The sequence below is a fragment of the Flavobacterium aquicola genome (genome assembly GCF_003385115.1).
In the GTDB taxonomy this organism is placed as follows: domain Bacteria; phylum Bacteroidota; class Bacteroidia; order Flavobacteriales; family Flavobacteriaceae; genus Flavobacterium; species Flavobacterium aquicola.
Genome location: NZ_QUNI01000005.1, coordinates 108,720 through 126,960 on the forward strand (window position 1 = coordinate 108,720; position 18,241 = coordinate 126,960).

Below are 18,241 nucleotides of genomic sequence, written 5' to 3' on the forward strand. Positions count from 1 at the left end.
TTAAAATGTGTTTTAATTATAAAATAAATTTAAACAATGAAAAAATTAGAGAATATCTTTTTTTAATTGCTGTTATACTTATAATTCTAATACCGAAAGGAGGGTTTAAGCTGGCAGGGATTCCAATTACATGGGGATATTTGTATTTAGGATTTCTTTTTCTTCTTTCAGTAGTACTATTATTTAATAAAAGAAAATTTTTAGTTTCTTCTAAGCACTTTTATTGTTATTTGGCAACTTTGCCTTTTGTTTTGTATTTTTCAATTAATCTGTTACTTAGAGGTTATGATGGATCATTTGGGAATTTAATTGCTTTTTATGTAAGTTTTGCATTTTTACCGTTATCATTTTTATTATTCAGTCCTTTTTTGAAGAAAATAGATGTTGTTTTTTTAGATAAATTGATATGTAAAGCTGTTTTTTTTGTTTCTCTTTATGGATTACTATTATTCACTTTTAAACAGATTACCGGTCATTATATTGAAATTCCGTATATTACTGTGAATTCGGGTGACTTGGGAACTTTAGAAGGAAAATACAACATGCGGGGATCATTGTATAAGTTAATTTCTACCTATAATAACGGTAATATTTTTGGGGTCTGCATTTTATTATTGTTTCCTATATTTCACAAAGAAAATAAATCTAACTTAAAATTAGCGGTGGTAATTTTGGCTCTGCTGCTAACACTTTCAAGAACAGTCTGGTTAGGATTGCTTTTTTATTTTATTCTTATTTATAGAGACAAAATTTTCAAATTAATAAAAATATATGCTTTTTTGGGATTTGTTTTTTTTCTCTTTGCTACGCTTTTAATGAATAAATATTTTCAATATAAATCTTTTTCAGGATTCATTTTGGATTCTAATTTAGGGGGAAGAATTAATCAAATACGGCAGTTCACCGGATTAAGTTTTTTTGGAAGTCAGACATTTGATTTTATTGAAGAAATTGTTTATTTGTCTATATTTAAGCAATTTGGAATTGTGGGTTTATTATTGTTCTGCATTTCATTTTTTTTTCCAATTTACATTGCTTTAAGCACTAAAAACAATAATTACTATTATCTATTAGGGAGTATAACTTATTTGTTTGTCTGTTTTAGTGATGGCTGTATGCTGTACATACCAACTTTAGCTTTTTTCTATTTCGTGAATACTATGATCTTTATTTCTAAAAACAGCGCCTAGCAGCAAAACATCACAAACAAAATAAATATAAATCCCGTATTGACGAACCAGTATATTTTCTGTGATAAAGGAAATTAGAAACAAAATTGTTATTGATAAATATAAATATTGCTGTTGTTTCAAAGCTTCTTTTATTTTTAAAAAAAGGGTCCATAAAAAAGTAACCAGCAGCAAAAAGCCTCCTTTTAGCAAAAAATCTAAATATTGATTATGAGAATTTATTCTAAATTTTTTTAATTCAAAATTATCAAAAGACTGATAACATTGATCTAATCTTTGCTGTATTAAACTATAATCCATTCCCAAAAAATGTGATTCGTTAATGAGTTCCATACTGCACGTCCAACTTGCATATCTAGTAGAATTTGCAAAAGAGTCATTGGCTATAAAATGAAAAGCGTCAAGGTATCTCTGAGATAATAAAACGACAGCCGCAATAATAAGTCCGGTTATAACTTTGAGTTTAATAGGAAGTACTATTTTTTGCTTTTTTAAAATAGTAAAACGAATAATAACTATTACAAGAAGTCCTAAAATTATATTTCGGGAATTATAAATAATCAGCCCTAGCAGCAGGTTTACGAATAGTAATAGGAAACATAGTTTGAGACCCTTAGAATGATCTTTAATATCTGAAATATAATCTACTAAGAATAAAAGAGCAATTCCAATCCAAAGACATATATAAGTGCCATGAATTTTACAATAAAATTCCAAGTTATAACGTGCCAAGTACCAGTCAAAATGATGATTTGGAATATCAATTATATAAAAGCCTATAAAATACATGCATAACAAACTTACTGATATTGAGTAAGCAAGTTGAATCCTTTTTCTGTGTCTGATAAATGAATCTATTTGATACAAATAGTAGCTCCATAAGGGTGCCAAAAACAATAAAAAACTTTCACCTATCAGTTTTAAGCTTGAACTGCCAAAATAAAATAAATAATAAAAAGTCAGGATAAAAAAAGAACCTATAAAGGGAACGTTTTTAGCCGTAATTTTTAAATCACTAAACTTGGTTAATGACAATAATTGCAAACCAGTTAAAATCATCAGAATTGATTGAATTGCCTCTAAATAGTAAATAAAAGGAGAAATAACCAGTAAATAAAATGTTGGAATCAGTAGAGTTTTTGCAGTAACTTTCATTTTAATTTAGTCAATTTGAGATTTAAAGAAGTTGAGTTTTTTATCTGAAATAATTGCAAAATTCAGAGACACTGTGATAAATATTTCAGTGAGTATTAAAGCAATTATGATTCCGTAGACCTTTAGAAAATAACAAAGGATACTTCCTAAAAAAACATTGAGAAATAAGCCAACAAGATGTGAATAAAAATAGATGTTTTTTTTATGATGCAAAATTAATGTTATATACGCTGATTGATTTAAAGAAGCAATAAGAGGAATGGAAGCTAATAAAATTAAGTAATGACTGGACTCACTTGTTCCTTCGTTACTAAAAATTTGAATAATTAAACATGGAAAAATAAGTAACAGTAGAGTTCCTAGACCGTAAATACCAAAGTAAATAATAAATACGGATTTTAAAAATCGATTGAGCTGTGCTGTTTTCAAAATGCCTATAGAACAGGCTTTATAATAAATGCCCTGAAATAGAACGCTGATGGATTGTTTACAAAGCATAACTATTTTTTCGGCAACATTGTAAATCCCCGCTGTTTTAGTGTCTAAAAAAAAGCCTAAAATCACGGTGCTGGAATTTAGCATTACACAAATGGTTAAGTTGGTTAAAAATAATTTAAATCCTTTTTGAAGTTCTCGGTAGATTTCTGATAAAGGAGAAAAAGAGTAGCAGAAATTACAATTTTTAATTAAAAATAAAGTAGAGAAGATAAAAATTAAAATATCGGATATCCCTAAAAAATAAAAAACATATTGAAAATCAGTCTTTTCTGCTAATGTTAAAATTATAAGACCAATACATGATATTTTAATGATAGTATTGATTGCAAAATAAGGAGTTACTTTATTTAACCCAATAAAAAAGCAAAGGTTATTTTGCGATCTGGAAAACAAGAAAACTAAAAGAGAAAATGAAAATAATGTTTCGTTTCTCAGATTATCGAAAAAGAAAATAAATAATCCTAAAATAATAAGAGATGGAATGAATAAAGTAATTTTTGTATTGATGACTTTTGAAATGTATTGATTTAATAAAGCTATATTATTTTGTGTTTTCTCGATTTCGATAGGCGCAAATGCATACCATGAATAATCATATATCACAGAGATCATATTGATTAACGCCATTGAAATAGCAATTAACCCATAGTTTTCAATCCCAAACGTTTTTATATAAAACGGAATTAAAAACAGGGGGAAAAGTAAATTGACGAGATTTATTCCAAAACTGAGTGAAATATTTTTAAACACTATTTAGATATGGATTGCGTTTATAAAGTAAAGTTTCTTTTATTTTAAAACTTTTTACAAATTAAAATTTTATTTTTGAAAAAATCAGAAAACATTAGCTTTTTAATGAATAAAATAAAAGAAGGATATAGTATTGCAATTCCCGCGTACGGCAGACCCAATGAATATTATGAACTACTGCAGTCTATTCTTGATATGAATTTTTTGCCTAACGAAATTATCATTTGTGAAGATTTTTCAAAGGAAAGAGAGGCAATAAAAGAAATAACAAATAAGTATAGATTTTATTTTGATGAGCAAAAGGTTATTATAACTTATGTTGAAAATGAAACTAATCTGGGTTACGATGCTAATATTCGAAAACTAGTTGATTTAGCACTTTATAAATGGGTGGTGCTTATTGGTAACGATGATTTGTTTTTAAAAAACGGATTGAAGGAAATTGATTTATTTTGCAAAAAAAACAATTCTGTGGCAATGATTTCCAGGCCCTTTGTCAGATTTGAAAAACAAATAGAGAAACCTATCGGAGTTTCGAGGATTTTAAATGAAGAAACTATTATTAAAAAAGGTAATTCTCCAAAATTAATTTTTAGATCCTGTGGTTTTGTGGGAGGCTTAGTTATTAATAAAGAATGGGCACAACCATTAGCAACGAATAAATATGACGGTACGCTTTATTATCAAATATATCTTGCGACACATGCTTTTTGTACCTCGGGAATAGGCTATTTATTAATGCCTACGGTAGCAGGGAGAACGGGTAATCCTCCTTTATTTGGAGAATCTGTAAAAGATGGCAATTTGCATATTCAGGGAGCATATTCTGCTAAAGCGAGAGCAGCAATGTGGAAAGGTGTATTGGATATCGGTCAAGATGTAGGTACAGAATATAATATTAACTTAGTTAATGAATTAAGAAAAGAATTAATGATTCGACAATCATTTCATGTTTTTGAAATGAATGTTGGGGTATCAAAAATAACTTTGTTAGAACTTAAAACTGAATTAAGAAAGCTTAATTTATACAGTCATTGGATTCCAAAATTTTTGTATTTCATAAATTTAATTTTTGGAAAATATGCATATTATTTTTATTACCTTACCCGAAAAATAGTTCAATAAACTTCAATGAAAAAAGCACTTATCAGTGATTGGTATTATGTAAACGGGGGAGCTGAAAAGGTAATTCATTCCCTTAATCAGATATGGGATGACTTTGATCACTATGCTTTAATCGATTTTTTAAATGAAAAAGATCGAGATTTTATTTTGAATGGCAAGAAAGCTAAGACGAGTTTTATTCAAAATTTACCAACCGCGAAGTCGAACCATCGAAAGTTTTTACAGCTATTTCCCTATGCAATTGAGCAATTTGACCTAAGTCAATACGATTTAATATTAAGTTCTTCATCTTCTATCGCAAAAGGAATTCGAACAGCACAAAATCAGCTGCATATTTGTTACTGTCATTCTCCCATGAGATATGCGTGGGATTTACAGCAGCAATACCTAAACGATTCCGGATTAGATAAAGGATTAAAAGGAATTTACGCAAAATATGTTTTAAATAAGATCAGAAAGTGGGATGTTATAAATTCGGATAATGTTACTTATTTCATTGCAAATTCAAAACATATTGCCAAAAGAATAAAAAAAATATATAATCGCGATTCAATCGTAATTTATCCGCCTGTTGATGTAGAATTTTTTACTTTAGAAGAAAATAAAAAAGAGTATTACTTTACTGCTTCGAGAATGGTTTCATATAAAAAGATGCTTTTGATTGTTGAAGCATTTAATGAATTGCCACATTTAAAATTGATAGTTGCAGGCTCCGGTCCCGAATTAGAAACAATAAAAAAAGTTGCTAAAAGCAATATCTCTATAATTGGAGGTATTGATTCACTAGAATTAAAAAAACAGATGCAGGGAGCAAAAGCTTTTGTCTTTGCGGCCGAGGAAGATTTTGGAATTGTACCTGTAGAAGCACAAGCATGCGGGACTCCCGTAATTGCTTATGGAAAAGGAGGGGTTCTAGAAACTGTAGTTGATCACAAAACAGGTATTTTTTATAAGGAACAAACAGCTCAAAGTTTAAAGGAGGCCATTCTTTATTTTGAAAAGCAGCTGTTTGATCCAAAAGAAATAAGGAAACATGCTTTGCAATTTTCAAAAGAAAGATTTGAAAATGAAATTAAAGCATTTATAGATGAAAAATATAAGGGGCATTAAAACTTGAATTAGATTGTTTATCATAAAAAGTTCAATAATAAAGCCCATTCTTACTATATTTGGCGTCTATAAAATACATTTATGAAAAGAATACTTATCACTGGAGCGGCAGGTTTTTTAGGATCTCATTTATGTGATCGTTTTATTAACGAAGGTTATCATGTAATAGGAATGGATAATTTAATCACAGGTGATTTAAAAAACATAGAACATCTTTTTAAATTAGAACATTTTGAGTTTTATCATCATGATATCACAAAGTTTGTTCATGTCCCAGGAGAGTTAGATTATATTTTGCATTTTGCTTCACCGGCAAGTCCAATTGATTATTTGAAAATTCCAATTCAAACCTTAAAAGTTGGTTCCTTAGGGACGCATAATTTATTAGGTTTAGCAAGAGTAAAAAAAGCTAGAATTCTTATAGCTTCTACATCCGAGGTGTATGGAGATCCTTTGGTTCATCCGCAGACAGAGGAATATTATGGAAATGTAAACACGATTGGACCACGAGGTGTATATGATGAAGCCAAACGTTTTCAGGAATCTATTACGATGGCTTACCATACTTTCCATAATGTAGAAACTAGAATCGTTCGCATTTTTAATACGTACGGACCAAGAATGCGTCTCAATGATGGCCGTGTTATTCCGGCTTTTATTGGACAGGCAATTCGTGGTGAAGATTTAACTATTTTTGGTGACGGAATGCAGACACGTTCTTTCTGTTATGTAGATGATCAAGTAGAAGGAATATTTAGATTATTACACTCAGATTATGTTTATCCTGTAAATATTGGAAATCCAGATGAAATCACGATTAAGGATTTTGCTGAGGAGATTATCAAATTAACAGGAACTTCTCAAAAAGTAGTTTATCATCCATTACCAGTAAACGACCCTTTACAGCGCCAGCCAAACACTGATAAGGCTAAAGAATTGCTGGGCTGGGAGGCCAAAGTAAATCGTGCCGAAGGAATGAAAATTACTTATGATTATTTTAAATCTTTATCAAAAGAAGAACTATCTAAAGAAGAGCATAAAGATTTTTCTAAGTATATAAATTAGCGAAATAACTAATAAGAAAGACTTTGCGTAAGCAAAACCCAATGAATAAAAGCGATACCATATGTGACCGCTAGAAAATACTTTTACACATATGAAAACCAAAACAGGAAGATACTCGGGCTATATCCGCCCATTTTCACGCATATTAGATTTGATTATTATCATTTTTTTTATTGCATATTTTTCGGGTTTCCCTGTTTTTCAAGATTTTTATGCTTTTTTCAGCAGCTGTGCTTGGTTTATTATTGCGGCCAATTTAGGCTTTTATGAAGTCTATCGTTATACCAAAGTCATTGCAATTTTGAATTGTACTTTAAAACAGACGGTAGCTTTTGCCGTAAGCTGTCTTGCTCTCGCTTATTTTTATCCTGAAAGACATAGCTTGAGAACGATACTGGTATTTACATCAGTCTCTGTCTCAGTAATACTTAGTTTTAAATTGTTTATTTATTTCTTTTTAAGGAAATATAGAATATTATTTGGGGGAAACTTTAGAAGCGTAGTTCTTATAGGCAGCGATAAAAACATTAAACCTTTACGGCAGTTTTTCGAAGAAAATCCAGATTATGGATACAAATTGATTAAGGTATTCGATGTAAATTCTCTTAAAAGCGATTGCTGTAAGGACATGTTTGCTTTTATTTTGGATAGTAAAATAGATGAAATTTATTGTTCAATGGAAGATTTGTCCAGTAAACAAATTGAAGATTTTATTTTCTTTGCTGATAATAATTTGAAAACGCTCAAATTTTTGCCAGACCAAAAGCAATTATTGTCTTTAAATGAGGTCTTCGAATATTATGATTATATTCCAGTAATTTCGCAGCGGACAATTTCCCTTGATGATTCCCTTCATAAGATAATTAAACGCATTTTCGACATTATTTTTTCGCTCATAATAGTAATAGGTCTACTGTCCTGGCTGACACTTATTTTGGCAATTATTATAAAGCTGGATTCCAAAGGCCCATTATTTTTTGTACAGAAAAGAAATGGTTTAAATAATAAAGAATTTAATTGTTTCAAGTTTCGTTCAATGAAAATCAATGAGCTGGCTGACATTGAACAGGTTTCAAGAAATGATTCTAGAATTACCAAAGTTGGTAAATTTATTCGAAAAACCAGCATTGATGAGCTGCCGCAATTTTTTAATGTTTTGATGGGAGATATGTCTGTAGTAGGTCCAAGACCTCACATGGTAAGTCATACAAATATGTATGCAGAGCGGATAGATAAATTTATGGTGCGTCATTTTATAAAGCCAGGGATAACTGGTTTGGCTCAGACTAAAGGTTTTCGAGGCGAAGTTGAGTCAGATAAGGATATTATAAATAGAGTGAGATATGATATTTTTTATATAGAAAAATGGTCATTATTACTTGATTTTAAAATCATTTTCAACACTGTTTATAATACGGTAAAAGGAGATAAAAAAGCCTATTAGCATGGAACTTTTAGTATCAATAATAACACCTTCTTTTAATTCCGAAAGGTTTATCACCGCAACTATTCAGTCGGTGCTAAATCAAACTTATCAAAATTGGGAAATGATTATTATTGATGATTGTTCCAATGACAATACGGTATCAATTATAGAACAATTTACTGCCAATGATATAAGAATACGTTTTTTTCAATTAGAAAAGAATTCTGGTGCCGGAATTGCCAGAGAAACGGCTTTATCAAAAGCCAAGGGTGACTACATCGCTTTTTTGGATGCAGATGATCTTTGGAAACCATTAAAACTCGAAAAACAGCTTCAGTTTTTGAAAGATAATAAAATCCATTTCACGTTTTCTTTCTATGACTGTATTGATGAAGTTGGGAATTCTTTAAACAAAAGGGTAGAAGCACCAAGAAATCTTTCCTATCTTCAATTGTTTTTTTGCAATTATGTTGGAAATCTTACAGGGATTTATGATGTAAATTATTTTGGAAAAATAGCAATTTCATCCACTAGAAAACGCCAGGATTGGATGGTTTGGCTTACTATTTTGAAAAAGGTTAAGAAAGCAAAACCAGTTCCTGAAAGTTTGGCTTTTTATCGCATTCGGGAGAATTCATTATCTGCCTCCAAAGTTGATTTATTGAAACATAATTTTTCCGTTTACAGACGTTTTCACGGTTTTAATTATGTGACTTCTCTGTTTATTATGATTGGGTTTTTATTTACTCAATTGTTGATAAAACCTCGATATATCAAGAAAATTTAGAATTATTTCTTGTATCCAATTTTTACTCTATCAATTTCATTTTCCTTTTTATCGGTCAATTCATCCAGATATGAAAATACCAATTCGATATTTTTATCATGATTTTCCAGCTTTTTCTGAATTTGAAGAATGTCAATTTTAATTTCGGTAGTGTCCAAAAGCATTTGTCTCACTTTGGTAAATATCCGCATAATTTGAATATTCGTTTGAATGGCTTTGTCGCTATTGAGAACACTTGATAACATCAGGACCCCATGTTCGGTGAAAACAGAAGGGAGATATTTCAAATTAGACCCTCGGCCATTCTTCAAGATCACAAATTGTGATCTTGAAGAATCGTATTCTGTTTTTGTAAGCTCAAACATAAAATCTTCAGGAAATCTTGATATATTCCTTTTCACAGCTTGTTTTAAAATCCTTGTTTCAATTCCATAGAGCGAGGCTAAGTCACTATCAAACATTACTTTTTGATTTCTAATGAAGTAAATTTTGTTAGAAATTAATTCTTCTGAAAGCAGTATTTCGTTTTCCATATATTATATTTCATTTCTTTAAGGTCGCAAATTGCGACCTTGAATGTCTTGAAGTCACAATTTGAGACTTCAAGATTGAAATTTGAAGTCACAATTTGTGACCTCCAATTTTAAATTAAAAACTAATATACGATTTTATTTACATTACAAAAAAGAAGTAAACTGCTTCAATTTTCCACGTTTGCTTCTTTCTAAGGTTGTTTTTCTGTTGAAAGTAAAAAGTAAATTGGGTTCCAAATACAATGCAACTGCTTGATTTATTTTATCAATTTGTTCCTCATTCAATTCAGAATCACTCACATATTCCACTTCAAATTGATTGATTTTGGTTTGTTTGATGACAAATTCTTTTACATTTCCATCGTCTTCTATGATACTTTTTGTTACATAATAAAAGGTAAGTCCAGGAGACTTTTTACCGCTTGGCAAGATTGCCACATCATTAGTTCTTCCAATTAATTGTTTAAGGATTGGTTTCTTTGGAGTGCTTTTTTCGTCCAAAATACCGATGTCGCCAAGGTCATATCGAATGAAAGGATGCGCTTTGTTGAAAAGAGAAGTAATCACAATCCGGCCTGGAATTCCATTGGGAACTGCCTGATTATTGTCGTCCAAAATTTCTACAAATAATGTTTCTGAATTAACCTGCCATTGACCATCAGTATTTTGAAAAGCAATTAAATCCAATTCCGAAGCTCCATATTCATTGACAATAGGAATGCCAAATTGTTTTTCCAATAGCAGTTTGTCTTCTTCAAAAAGCATTTCGGAAGTGACCATACATACTTTTAGAGTTGGACAGATTTCCTTTAAAACGATATTTTTTTTCTGCAAAAATTTGGCAAACAAAACTATCGATGAGGTATAGCCGTTGATATAATCGAATTTCTTGGTTTTAAAATCTTTCAGAAAACCTTCCAATATTTGATCTGACAAATTGAAAATTGAAAACCGAAACCGATGAGTCAAAAAATCTTTAAAGCGTTCTTTTTTGTTTCCAATAAAATCTAGTGGAATACCATAAAAACGAGCCTGATAGGACGAATTAAAATCAATTCCGTACCAGCCAAAACGATAAATATTGGAAGCCCAAGTTAGTGCATGACAAAATTTATCTTTAGCAAACACAAAAGGATGGCCACTGGAACCAGATGTTTTGTTGAGGTAAACTGATTTTTCGTTGTAACCCAAAGAAAGTCTTTCTGCTAAAGGTTTCTGTAAGTTGGTTTTGTTTAAAATGGGTAAATCAGACCAGTTTTTAAAAGAATCGGTTTGTGCTAATTCTTTGTAAAAAAGGTTATTATTCAAATGAAAATTGACAATTTCTGATTTTTTTTGTTCGATATAATCACTGAAATTTTCTTCTGGAATTGCAATAATTCTCTGCAATTCGGCTTTGGCTTCCTTCATCGGGAAACCATTAATTTTTAGTGTTAAGTCGAATAGTTTGAACATCAGCAAGAGTAAATTTTGTCAAAAATAATATTTAGCTGTCACTATTGAGGATTAAACGTTAAGTTTTTAGAATATAATTATTTTTTACGTTCAAAACGGATTATTTTTGCACCACAACTTTTATAAAACAACACCATGAATATTTTACTATTAGGATCAGGAGGAAGAGAACATGCATTTGCGTGGAAAATGATTCAAAGTCCGCTTTGTGACACCCTTTTTGTAGCTCCTGGAAATGCAGGGACTGCTCAAATTGCAAAAAACATTGACATCAGCGCCACTGATTTCGAAGCTATAAAAGCATTGGTTATCAAAGAAAATATCGAAATGGTAGTTGTTGGGCCAGAAGATCCGTTGGTAAAAGGGATTTATGACTTTTTCTTAAACGATCATGATTTAAAAAATATTCCAGTAATTGGTCCTTCACAAGTTGGAGCGACATTAGAAGGAAGTAAAGAGTTTGCCAAAGAATTTTTGATTAAACATAAAATTCCAACAGCAGCTTATGATAGTTTCACAGCTGAAACGGTTGAAAAAGGATGCAAGTTTCTAGAAACATTACAGCCACCTTATGTATTGAAAGCAGATGGATTAGCAGCAGGAAAAGGAGTTTTGATTATTCAGGATTTGGCGGAAGCACAAACTGAATTAAGAAACATGTTAGTAGGTCAAAAATTTGGCGCAGCAAGTGCTAAAGTAGTTATCGAAGAATTTCTTGACGGAATCGAATTGAGCTGTTTCGTTTTGACAGATGGTAAAAGCTATAAAATTCTGCCAACTGCCAAAGATTACAAACGCATTGGTGAAGGTGATACAGGTTTGAACACAGGCGGAATGGGAGCTGTTTCTCCAGTTCCTTATGTGGATGCGGTTTTGATGGAAAAAATTGAAACTCGTATTGTAAAACCAACTATCGAAGGTTTCCAAAAAGATGGAATCGCATATAAAGGTTTTGTATTCATTGGTTTAATCAATGTAAATAACGAACCAATTGTTATTGAATATAACGTGAGAATGGGTGATCCGGAAACGGAAGTGGTTGTTCCAAGATTAAAATCGGATTTAGTGGAATTGTTTTTGGCTGTGGCCAATGAAAAACTAGACGAATTCAATCTGGAGGTGGATGAAAGAAGCGCTACTACAGTGATGATAGTATCTGGAGGGTATCCTGAAGATTTCGAAAAAGGAAAAGTAATTTCAGGTTTAGAATCAGTTACAAATTCTATCGTTTTTCATGCTGGGACCAAATTAGACAATGGAAATGTGGTGACGAATGGCGGAAGGGTTATGGCAATTACTTCTTATGGAGATAATTTTCAGGAAGCTTTGAATAAATCATATCAAAATGTAAATAAACTGCATTTTGATAAAATGAACTTCAGAAAAGATATTGGATTCGATTTAATCTAAAACAAAAAAAACACGGATTGAACAATATTAGAAGTTCAATTCGTGTTTTAATTTTTATTTGGATTGGAGATTATTTATCGTCACCCAAAAAAGAATGTGCAGTTGTATCTTGATATTCTTCTCCGTTTTCTTTTTGTAATTTCAATTGTTTAATCCAATAAACGATAGCAACTGAACAGATAATCATAAAGATCCAGTTGATAGTATTGGCACCAAACCAAGTTTTAAGTTCTAATGAACGCAAAAAGTCTAGGGGAGCGAATAAAATATTTACGAATAAGTATTGAATTCCTTCAAAAAATGATGTCATAATATATCTCTTTAATTTTTTATTATTTTTTGTTTTGGAATTTTGAACGTTAAAAAAAAGAATTCATCAGAATCTTTTTTAATCTTGCCTAATTCCTTTTTAAACAAGTATTATATTTACAGTCACAAAAGTATAAAATATCCTTATGATAACAAGTGTTTTTAAAAAATCTACACCATTTAATTTTTCTTTGGTTGTTATTTTAATGCTGGTTTTCTTTTTTCTATATCAAATCCAAGATGTAACCTGGACTAATTCTGTTATTCTTATTCTTCAAAAAACAGGTTTATTTCTGGTTTTATTTGCAACGGTTTTTCTCAATAGTTTTATTTCTAAAAAAAACGGATTGAGCAGGGACAGTACTTATACGGCTTTTTTTACTTTTTTATACCTAGTTTTTTTTCCGGATTTATTTGACAGTCCGAATTTAATTCTGGCTAATTTTTTTGTGCTGTTAGCCATTAGAAGACTTGTTTCTTTGCAGACGCTGAAGGAGTCAAAAGAGAAGCTTTTTGATGCATCATTATGGATTTTTATTGCAGCTGTATTTCAATTTTGGAGTATTTTATATATTCTGTTGGTATTTATATCTGTTATATTTCATGTTTCTAGAGACTATAGAAATTGGTTTATTCCATTTATAGCTCTTTTTGCAGTTTCTATTTTGTTTACAGCCTGTTCATTAATTTTTGATATAGACAGTATTGCATTTTTAGAAGGGAGCAGTAAAATAGATTTAAGACTAGACTATTTTACCAATAATTATCAAAATGCAGCTTTTGCAATTTACACGACGGCAGCATTATTTTTTGTAATGTTAACTTTTTCTAACTTATCAAGCAGACCATTGGTATTGCTTTCTTCTTATAAAAAAATCATCGCATCGTTTTTTATCGGAATCTTAGTTTTTGTTTTATCTGCTAATAAAAGCAATGAGGTATTAGTATTTACTTTTGCGCCTTTGGCGATATTGACAACGGCCCAGATCGAATTGTCTCAGCCCAAATTGAAGGAAGAAATAATTATATTTGTTCTTATGGCATGCAGCTTATTTGCTTTTTTCTCTCAGTTATAATTTAGTACCATAAGCAAGATCACCGGCATCTCCCAGTCCGGGAACAATGTAGCTTTTATCATTAAGTTTCTCGTCAAGCGAAGCAATCCAAAGATGACAGGTGTCGGGTAAGTTTTGTTTTAGATAAGTAACACCTTCAGGAGCAGCAATAATCACGGCAATATGGATTTCTTTTGGAGTACCCCGCTCAATTAGTTTATTAAAAACAGCGACTATAGATTGTCCGGTTGCCAGCATGGGATCAACTAACAATATGTTTTTGCCATTAATATCTGCAATAGCTTCGTATTCAACACAAATATCAAAGCATTCATCATTATTAGGGTGGTGTCTGTAGGCCGAAATAAAACCATTTTCAGCATTGTCAAAATAGTTTAAAAAACCTTGGTGTAAAGTCAGTCCAGCTCTTAGAATGGAACACACAACCAGCGGATCTGCAATTTCGGTAGTTTTTTTAAGACCAAGAGGCGTTATTGTTTCAACATCTTTGTATTGAAAAGACTGACTCATTTCGTAAGCCATAATTTCGCCAATACGCTCAATGTTTCTGCGAAACCGCATACTGTCTTTTTGAATATCGACATTGCGGATTTGGCTTAAAAAATGATTCAGCACACTATTTTTTTTCGATAAATGATGAATTTCCATAGATCTGTTATTAAGAACTTAATTTGTAGAGTTTTTTTTAAACTATAAAAGTATAAAAAGTATCTTTGTGTTTCTAAAATCATAAGATATGTTTTCAAAATTAGCTTATTCAGTATTTGAGCAAAGTATAAAAGATTATCATCAATTTGATAATGTTGACCAACCAATAAACAATCCCTTTCCAAAAGATAAATTTGAGCATTTGTTATATCTAAAAAACTGGATAGATACTGTGCAATGGCATTATGAAGACATTATTCGTGATCCAAATATTGATCCGGTTGCCGCTTTGACTTTAAAAAGAAAAATCGATGCATCTAATCAGGAACGTACTGATATGGTAGAATATATTGATAGTTATTTTCTTCAAAAATACAGTCACGTTATAGCAAAAAATGGGGCAAAAATTAATTCTGAAAGTCCGGCTTGGGCATTTGACAGATTATCTATTTTGGCACTAAAAATTTATCACATGAATGAAGAAGCCACTCGTACGGAAGCTTCACAAGATCACAGAGATAAATGCCAGGCGAAGTTGAATATCCTTTTAGAACAAAGATCAGACTTGTCAACTGCAATTGAAGATTTATTGACAGACATCGAAAACGGTGATAAATTCATGAAAGTGTACAAACAAATGAAAATGTACAATGACGATGATTTGAATCCTGTTTTGTATCAGAATAAAAAGTAGTTTTTGGAGCTATTCCAGCTTTCCATTACAATTCCTCACAAAAAAAGTATAGTTTCTATTGTTCTAAAAAGAGCTTCCGCTGGTCGCTTTTTTAGAACAAGAAACTTTACTTTTTTTGTTCCGGGATTTCCATTTCAATCTGGGCTATAAATCCAAACCACAAAATCATAATAGAGTAAATTGTCTAAAGAAATTCAACATATTGCCGTAATGAGACTCTCTGCAATGGGAGATGTTGCCATGACTGTTCCAGTTTTGCGTGCGTTTGCGAAACAATATCCCGAAGTAAAAATAACGATGGTTTCCAGACCATTTTTCAAACCTTTTTTTGAAGGAATTCCTAATCTTTCTTTTTTTGCTTTTGATGAAAAACAAAGACATAAAGGTTTCTTTGGACTATTGCAGTTATTTCAGGATTTGAAAACCCTGCAGATTGACGCTTTTGCTGATCTGCACAATGTTCTGCGTTCCAAAGTAGTTCGTACCCTTTTTGCCTTGAGCGGAAAAAAAATTGCTTCAGTTGACAAAGGTAGAGAAGAAAAAAAAGCCCTTACCCGTTCCGAAAACAAAATTTTCAAACCACTGACAACGATGTTTGAAAGACACGCCAAAGTCTTTGAAGAACTTGGATTTCCAGTAGATTTATCAAATCCGGAGTTTCCTAAAAAAGCAATTTTAGACCAAGAAGTGATCGGCATAATTGGAGAAAATAACCAAAAACTGATTGGAATTGCTCCTTTTGCGCAATACGATTCTAAAGTATATCCTCAAGATTTAATGCAGGAAGTTATCAATCAATTAGCAGAAAATAAAGCTCAGAAAATATTGCTTTTTGGAGGAGGAAAAAAAGAAATCGAAATTTTAAACCAACTAAGTGCTGGTAAGGAGAATGTTATAAATATGGCTGGGAAAATCAAGTTTCCTCAGGAACTGCAACTGATCAGCAATCTTGATGTGATGCTTTCTATGGATTCTGGAAACGCTCATATTGCGGCTATGCTGGGAGTAAAAGTAATTACGCTTTGGGGCGCAACGCATCCGTATGCTGGTTTTTTACCTTTCAATCAGCCACTTGAAAATGCTTTGGTGTCGGACAGAAATTTGTATCCAAAATTACCGACATCCGTTTACGGAAATAAAATTGTCGAAGGTTATGAAGATGCAATGAGGACGATTCCTCTAGAGGAGATAGTTTTAAAAATTCAGTCTTAAGTTTAAAAAAAACAATAAAAAATTCCAAATCCCAATTGTATTGGAGTTTGGAATTTTTATTTTGAGAGTTATAATATTTGTAATTTTACTATAAATAAATCTTTTCGTCTTGACAGCGCCTCAAAATATAACCTTTTAAGTTGGAAATAGTCTCCTGATAATTGGGCACATCATAGCCAAAACGTTCGTGTTCCATCTGTTCTTTTTCGACAGCGTTACATCCTTTGATAACTTCTTTGAGCATATCAAGCATTGCCAATTCTTTGTTATTGGTTTTTGCAAATTTGAATTCAACGATTTCATCCTGAAGTTCTTCGCAATATTCTAATAGTTTTGCGACTTCGGGTTCGTCCAAAAGATATTCTTTGCCTTTAAAAAGTTCTCGCGTAGATTTCATTTTCAATGCATTTTAAAAAATAAACTCCAATATTAGAATTTAGAATTTTAATATTGGAGTTTTCGTTTAGTGACTAAATCATTATTCTATACATCGTCATAATCTACTTTTATAGTAGCTGTAGTTGGATGTGCCTGACAAGTTAGGATTAAACCTTCTGCAATTTCACTGTCGGTAAGGATAGAATTTTTTCTCATTTCGGCAGCACCTTCTGTAACACGGGCCAGACAGCTGCTGCAGATACCGCCTTGGCAGGAATAAGGAGCATCTATTCCTTGTTTCAGGGCAGCGTCTAGAATGCTTTGTTTTTGAGACATTTCAAAACTTGTCTCTTCATCATCTACAATAACTGTGATTTTAGAATGACCGCTTAACGATTCTTTGATAGGATTTTCTTGAGTTGAAGATGTGAAAAGTTCGAATTTGATAGCCGATTCTTTCACATTTTTTTCTTTCAGAACATTGGAAACGGTATTGATCATTTCTTCTGGACCGCACAAATAGAATTTATCAAATTCCAATGAAGAATGTTTGTTGTTCAAGGCATAATTTACCGTGGATTTATCAATTCGGCCAAATAATGTATTTTCAACATTTGCCTGGCTGTATACAAAATGAACAAAAAGACGTCCTACATACTGCAGCTGTAAGTCGTGCAGTTCCTGATGAAAAATAGTTTCTTCGGGAGATTTGTTTCCATAAACCAATACAAAAGAACTTTTGGGTTCGCTTTTCAAAACCGATTTTATAATGGACAAAACAGGTGTAATTCCGCTTCCTGCCACAAAAGCTATATAATTTTTTTGACGGTCAATTTCAGGTTCAAAAATAAATTTCCCTTCTGGTTTTCCTACTTCAAGGACATCGCCGGCTTTTAATTTGCTGTTCGCAAATTGAGAAAAAGCACCGTCTTTTACGGCTTTCACCGCAATACGAAGTTCACCGCTTCCTGGCGCTGAGCAGATGGAATAAGCTCTTCGGATTTCGGTATTGTCTAATGTCAAACGTAAATTAATATATTGACCAGCTATAAAAGTATAATTAGATTTTAATTCTTCGGGTACATTAAAAAGTACGGAAACAGCATCTTTGGTTTCACGTTTTACTTCTTTTACTATTAATTTAAGAAAATTTGGCATGAGAATGTTTTTTTGCAAAGATAGTAAACGATAACGTTTTCTAAAAGTGATGCAGTTTGAAAATTTTAATACCTAATTTAATTATGTATAAGAATCTTAATATTTGCAGAAAATGCTTTTGTTTTGGCGGTACTGCTTGTTTTTATTCAGATAATGATTATTCCTAGGAGAGTTGCTGAAGATTTATCAAAAACATATCCAGAATATTATTTGCAAAAAGCGTAACGTTTTCCTACTCCAAACTACTAATTTACAAAACCAA

General features: G+C 31.5%; 18 protein-coding genes. 10 read left to right on the plus strand and 8 right to left on the minus strand.

Features of this window, described 5'->3' with window-relative positions; translation table 11 throughout:
• Positions 1-5 precede the first annotated feature (5 nt).
• Positions 6-1,190, plus strand: a complete 1,185-nt coding sequence (locus C8P67_RS10125) for a hypothetical protein (RefSeq protein WP_115812956.1) — start codon at positions 6-8, stop codon at positions 1,188-1,190.
• On the opposite strand, the gene C8P67_RS10130 is transcribed toward C8P67_RS10125, so the two are convergent.
• Both C8P67_RS10130 and C8P67_RS10135 read right to left on the minus strand, forming a co-directional pair.
• Complete coding sequence (locus tag C8P67_RS10130; RefSeq protein WP_115812958.1) at positions 1,134-2,345, minus strand: O-antigen ligase family protein; 1,212 nt, start codon at positions 2,343-2,345, stop codon at positions 1,134-1,136. The two genes, C8P67_RS10125 and C8P67_RS10130, sit on opposite strands and share 57 nt — an antisense overlap.
• Before the next feature lie 6 nt (positions 2,346-2,351).
• Positions 2,352-3,593, minus strand: a complete 1,242-nt coding sequence (locus C8P67_RS10135) for an oligosaccharide flippase family protein (protein WP_170141445.1) — start codon at positions 3,591-3,593, stop codon at positions 2,352-2,354.
• Between the two features lie 75 nt (positions 3,594-3,668).
• Between C8P67_RS10135 and C8P67_RS10140 the strand changes: the two genes are divergently transcribed.
• The 5 genes from C8P67_RS10140 to C8P67_RS10160 all read left to right on the plus strand — a co-directional run bounded on the left by C8P67_RS10140 (position 3,669) and on the right by C8P67_RS10160 (position 9,106).
• Complete coding sequence (locus C8P67_RS10140) at positions 3,669-4,718, plus strand: glycosyltransferase (RefSeq protein WP_147298219.1); 1,050 nt, start codon at positions 3,669-3,671, stop codon at positions 4,716-4,718.
• A gap of 6 nt (positions 4,719-4,724) precedes the next feature.
• The gene (locus C8P67_RS10145) at positions 4,725-5,828 is read left to right on the plus strand and encodes a glycosyltransferase (RefSeq protein ID WP_115812964.1); all 1,104 of its coding nucleotides are present in this window, start codon (positions 4,725-4,727) and stop codon (positions 5,826-5,828) included.
• An 81-nt stretch (positions 5,829-5,909) separates the two neighbouring features.
• Positions 5,910-6,893, plus strand: a complete 984-nt coding sequence (locus tag C8P67_RS10150) for a UDP-glucuronic acid decarboxylase family protein (RefSeq protein ID WP_115812966.1) — start codon at positions 5,910-5,912, stop codon at positions 6,891-6,893.
• 91 nt (positions 6,894-6,984) lie between these two features.
• Positions 6,985-8,337: an exopolysaccharide biosynthesis polyprenyl glycosylphosphotransferase gene (locus C8P67_RS10155; protein WP_115812968.1), complete on the plus strand. Its 1,353-nt coding sequence runs from the start codon at positions 6,985-6,987 to the stop codon at positions 8,335-8,337.
• A gap of 1 nt (position 8,338) precedes the next feature.
• Positions 8,339-9,106: a glycosyltransferase family 2 protein gene (locus C8P67_RS10160; RefSeq protein WP_115812970.1), complete on the plus strand. Its 768-nt coding sequence runs from the start codon at positions 8,339-8,341 to the stop codon at positions 9,104-9,106.
• A 2-nt stretch (positions 9,107-9,108) separates the two neighbouring features.
• Here the strand turns inward: C8P67_RS10160 and C8P67_RS10165 are convergent, their stop codons facing one another.
• Positions 9,109-9,639, minus strand: a complete 531-nt coding sequence (locus tag C8P67_RS10165) for an ORF6N domain-containing protein (protein ID WP_115812972.1) — start codon at positions 9,637-9,639, stop codon at positions 9,109-9,111.
• A gap of 144 nt (positions 9,640-9,783) precedes the next feature.
• Positions 9,784-11,094 (minus strand): phenylacetate--CoA ligase family protein, encoded by a 1,311-nt coding sequence (locus tag C8P67_RS10170; RefSeq protein ID WP_115812974.1) that lies wholly within the window; start codon positions 11,092-11,094, stop codon positions 9,784-9,786.
• Between the two features lie 135 nt (positions 11,095-11,229).
• On the opposite strand from C8P67_RS10170, the gene purD reads away from it, so the two are divergent.
• Complete coding sequence (purD, locus tag C8P67_RS10175) at positions 11,230-12,504, plus strand: phosphoribosylamine--glycine ligase (RefSeq protein ID WP_115812976.1); 1,275 nt, start codon at positions 11,230-11,232, stop codon at positions 12,502-12,504.
• A gap of 70 nt (positions 12,505-12,574) precedes the next feature.
• On the opposite strand, the gene C8P67_RS10180 is transcribed toward purD, so the two are convergent.
• Positions 12,575-12,814, minus strand: coding sequence for a DUF6341 family protein (locus C8P67_RS10180; protein WP_115812978.1), 240 nt, complete (start codon positions 12,812-12,814; stop codon positions 12,575-12,577).
• A 145-nt stretch (positions 12,815-12,959) separates the two neighbouring features.
• Between C8P67_RS10180 and C8P67_RS10185 the strand changes: the two genes are divergently transcribed.
• Positions 12,960-13,889, plus strand: coding sequence for a DUF6427 family protein (locus C8P67_RS10185; RefSeq protein ID WP_115812980.1), 930 nt, complete (start codon positions 12,960-12,962; stop codon positions 13,887-13,889).
• Here C8P67_RS10185 and upp read toward each other — a convergent pair.
• The gene (gene upp, locus C8P67_RS10190; protein WP_115812982.1) at positions 13,884-14,537 is read right to left on the minus strand and encodes a uracil phosphoribosyltransferase; all 654 of its coding nucleotides are present in this window, start codon (positions 14,535-14,537) and stop codon (positions 13,884-13,886) included. The two genes, C8P67_RS10185 and upp, sit on opposite strands and share 6 nt — an antisense overlap.
• Before the next feature lie 88 nt (positions 14,538-14,625).
• On the opposite strand from upp, the gene C8P67_RS10195 reads away from it, so the two are divergent.
• Both C8P67_RS10195 and C8P67_RS10200 read left to right on the plus strand, forming a co-directional pair.
• Positions 14,626-15,231, plus strand: coding sequence for a DUF4254 domain-containing protein (locus C8P67_RS10195; RefSeq protein ID WP_115812983.1), 606 nt, complete (start codon positions 14,626-14,628; stop codon positions 15,229-15,231).
• Between the two features lie 210 nt (positions 15,232-15,441).
• Positions 15,442-16,443, plus strand: a complete 1,002-nt coding sequence (locus C8P67_RS10200) for a glycosyltransferase family 9 protein (protein ID WP_115812984.1) — start codon at positions 15,442-15,444, stop codon at positions 16,441-16,443.
• A gap of 88 nt (positions 16,444-16,531) precedes the next feature.
• On the opposite strand, the gene C8P67_RS10205 is transcribed toward C8P67_RS10200, so the two are convergent.
• Positions 16,532-16,840, minus strand: coding sequence for a hypothetical protein (locus tag C8P67_RS10205; RefSeq protein ID WP_115812985.1), 309 nt, complete (start codon positions 16,838-16,840; stop codon positions 16,532-16,534).
• 86 nt (positions 16,841-16,926) lie between these two features.
• Positions 16,927-17,979, minus strand: a complete 1,053-nt coding sequence (locus tag C8P67_RS10210; protein ID WP_115812986.1) for a ferredoxin--NADP reductase — start codon at positions 17,977-17,979, stop codon at positions 16,927-16,929.
• Positions 17,980-18,241: the final 262 nt, after the last annotated feature.

What these genes read in the sequence shown, in the direction of transcription:
- C8P67_RS10185 (WP_115812980.1), top strand. Translation starts at nt 12,960, where the DNA reads ATGATAACAAGTGTTTTTAAAAAATCTACACCATTTAATTTTTCTTTG.
- C8P67_RS10210 (WP_115812986.1), bottom strand. Translation starts at nt 17,979, where the DNA reads ATGCCAAATTTTCTTAAATTAATAGTAAAAGAAGTAAAACGTGAAACC.
- C8P67_RS10130 (WP_115812958.1), bottom strand. Translation starts at nt 2,345, where the DNA reads ATGAAAGTTACTGCAAAAACTCTACTGATTCCAACATTTTATTTACTG.
- C8P67_RS10170 (WP_115812974.1), bottom strand. Translation starts at nt 11,094, where the DNA reads ATGTTCAAACTATTCGACTTAACACTAAAAATTAATGGTTTCCCGATG.
- C8P67_RS10125 (WP_115812956.1), top strand. Translation starts at nt 6, where the DNA reads ATGTGTTTTAATTATAAAATAAATTTAAACAATGAAAAAATTAGAGAA.
- C8P67_RS10155 (WP_115812968.1), top strand. Translation starts at nt 6,985, where the DNA reads ATGAAAACCAAAACAGGAAGATACTCGGGCTATATCCGCCCATTTTCA.
- C8P67_RS10145 (WP_115812964.1), top strand. Translation starts at nt 4,725, where the DNA reads ATGAAAAAAGCACTTATCAGTGATTGGTATTATGTAAACGGGGGAGCT.
- purD (WP_115812976.1), top strand. Translation starts at nt 11,230, where the DNA reads ATGAATATTTTACTATTAGGATCAGGAGGAAGAGAACATGCATTTGCG.
- C8P67_RS10205 (WP_115812985.1), bottom strand. Translation starts at nt 16,840, where the DNA reads ATGAAATCTACGCGAGAACTTTTTAAAGGCAAAGAATATCTTTTGGAC.
- C8P67_RS10180 (WP_115812978.1), bottom strand. Translation starts at nt 12,814, where the DNA reads ATGACATCATTTTTTGAAGGAATTCAATACTTATTCGTAAATATTTTA.
- upp (WP_115812982.1), bottom strand. Translation starts at nt 14,537, where the DNA reads ATGGAAATTCATCATTTATCGAAAAAAAATAGTGTGCTGAATCATTTT.
- C8P67_RS10150 (WP_115812966.1), top strand. Translation starts at nt 5,910, where the DNA reads ATGAAAAGAATACTTATCACTGGAGCGGCAGGTTTTTTAGGATCTCAT.
- C8P67_RS10195 (WP_115812983.1), top strand. Translation starts at nt 14,626, where the DNA reads ATGTTTTCAAAATTAGCTTATTCAGTATTTGAGCAAAGTATAAAAGAT.
- C8P67_RS10165 (WP_115812972.1), bottom strand. Translation starts at nt 9,639, where the DNA reads ATGGAAAACGAAATACTGCTTTCAGAAGAATTAATTTCTAACAAAATT.
- C8P67_RS10160 (WP_115812970.1), top strand. Translation starts at nt 8,339, where the DNA reads ATGGAACTTTTAGTATCAATAATAACACCTTCTTTTAATTCCGAAAGG.
- C8P67_RS10200 (WP_115812984.1), top strand. Translation starts at nt 15,442, where the DNA reads ATGAGACTCTCTGCAATGGGAGATGTTGCCATGACTGTTCCAGTTTTG.